This is a genomic window from Prevotella sp. S7-1-8, from assembly GCF_000758925.1.
GTDB lineage: Bacteria > Bacteroidota > Bacteroidia > Bacteroidales > Bacteroidaceae > Prevotella.
This window is the reverse complement of record NZ_JRNC01000095.1, coordinates 1-1,679: the sequence shown is the minus strand read 5'-3', so window position 1 is coordinate 1,679 and position 1,679 is coordinate 1. Positions and strand designations below refer to the sequence as shown.

Sequence of the window (1,679 nt, the reverse complement as noted above, 5' to 3'; positions counted from 1 at the left end):
CCCTTCTCCATTATTGGGCATAAATGCTATTACAAGGAGAGCGACATCGCAGAGTTACTGAATGCAAACAATGAATGAACTCAAACAATGAATGAACTATGGAAGAGAATGAAATCATTACACAGCAAGGCCCTCAAATGCAGATGTTTGCACAGTTGATGGAGGGTACTTTGAAGAAACTGGAGCGTTATTGTTCTACAGCCCGTCCGATGTTGGGCGGAGAGGTTTACCTGACAGGCGAGGAGGTTTGCAGCCAATTACGGCTCAGCACACGTACGCTCCAAGAGTACAGAAATGCAGGAATACTTCCATTCTACAAAATCGGAGGGAAGATACTTTACAAACAGAGCGACATACAAACAATGCTTGAAAGACATTATAACGCAATACCCAAGAAATTATGGCAAGAATAGATGAACAAAGGAAACAGCGTCTGGAACAAGCCCTTCGAGATATGGGCAATTATGGCGTTAAGCTCCGCAAGCCCGAAGAGTTGCCCGATTTTGACCAGCCCGTAGATTATGAAGAGGAAAAGAAAAGATTTGAGCCTGTTAAAGTTGAGGAACAAAATGACAAGGAGAGTCACAAGGACTATTCTCAACCGTCCTATCAAGAAACAGAGTTGTCACCAACGGAAAGGGCTACTTCTACCGAAGAGAATCATCAACGAATGGGAAAAACAAGGGACAGGAAGCAATTATCCGAGTTTCAGGGGAAATATCTCCAGCCCTTTCGTGTCAGCCACCGCAAAGCCGTGTATGTATCAGAGGAAACTCAACGAAAGTTGGACTTCGTGGTGAGGAAAATCGGTGAGCAGGGAGCAAGCGTTTCAGGATATGTGGAGCAGGTGCTTCGAGAACATCTCGACCAATACAAAGATGATGTGGAAAGATGGCGGAAACTCTGAAGTACTGCATTCCTCGAATGCAAGCCTACGCCGAGTTACTGTATTCAATGAATGCAGTAACACGGCATGGGCTTATAATCCCATTTTCTACATCAGCAAGGTGTGTCTTTGTACCACAAACTGCCGTTTGTACCACAAAGCCCCTTGCCCCGAAAGGGGATTAAATCACTCCAAAGTCGTGATTAGAAAACAATGAAAAAGCAGAAACAAAAGATGCCAGACGGCAGATGTGCCACCTGCCCACGATGGGACAGATGGCACATCAGGATACCTAATTCTGAAGACCAGCAGAAGCTTATCAGACTCTACCGCAAATCGGGAGCAAAGACAAAGAGCGACTTTGTCCGAGCAAGACTTTTAGGTGAAGCCTTTAAGGTCATCACCCAAGACCCTGCAAAAGAGCCTTACTTGGAGAAACTATCAGAAATCGTAGCCTTGACACATAAGATAGGCGTGCTATACAATGAAGCCGTGAAAGCCCTCAAGACTTATCATTCTGTTGCCACTGCTCAACGATTGCTCAGTAAACTTGAAACTTATTCCCAACTTCTTATCAGACTGCAACAGCAAGCAGTGCAACTGACAAAATCCCTTGAGAGTAAACAAGAATGAATGCTGATAAATCATAATGCCCAACGTTAGTATCGTGCTGTGATTGCCCAATCCATCTTTGGTCAGTTATCAATGTTAGGAAAATAGGATTTGTATGTTGTAGACGGTAATAAAACGTTATGGCAGCAGGTATTCGGATATAATTTATCCGAATACCTGC

The 1,679-nt window shown here is 44.1% G+C and carries 3 protein-coding genes and 1 pseudogene; all 4 read left to right on the top strand.

Annotated features, from left to right (window positions below; genetic code table 11):
• Positions 1-78: pseudogene (locus HMPREF1640_RS12975) on the top strand (DNA-binding protein); the annotation flags it as partial.
• Between the two features lie 20 nt (positions 79-98).
• A complete protein-coding gene (locus HMPREF1640_RS11545; RefSeq protein WP_008451366.1) occupies positions 99-413 on the top strand; it encodes a helix-turn-helix domain-containing protein in 315 nt (104 codons plus the stop codon).
• Positions 401-907: a DUF3408 domain-containing protein gene (locus HMPREF1640_RS11540; RefSeq protein ID WP_008451378.1), complete on the top strand. Its 507-nt coding sequence runs from the start codon at positions 401-403 to the stop codon at positions 905-907. The genes HMPREF1640_RS11545 and HMPREF1640_RS11540 overlap by 13 nt, the downstream gene beginning before the upstream one ends.
• Before the next feature lie 192 nt (positions 908-1,099).
• A complete protein-coding gene (locus tag HMPREF1640_RS11535) occupies positions 1,100-1,519 on the top strand; it encodes a hypothetical protein (RefSeq protein ID WP_036894996.1) in 420 nt (139 codons plus the stop codon).
• The last annotated feature ends 160 nt before the right edge of the window (positions 1,520-1,679 follow it).

What these genes read in the sequence shown, in the direction of transcription:
- HMPREF1640_RS11545 (WP_008451366.1), top strand. Translation starts at nt 99, where the DNA reads ATGGAAGAGAATGAAATCATTACACAGCAAGGCCCTCAAATGCAGATG.
- HMPREF1640_RS11540 (WP_008451378.1), top strand. Translation starts at nt 401, where the DNA reads ATGGCAAGAATAGATGAACAAAGGAAACAGCGTCTGGAACAAGCCCTT.
- HMPREF1640_RS11535 (WP_036894996.1), top strand. Translation starts at nt 1,100, where the DNA reads ATGAAAAAGCAGAAACAAAAGATGCCAGACGGCAGATGTGCCACCTGC.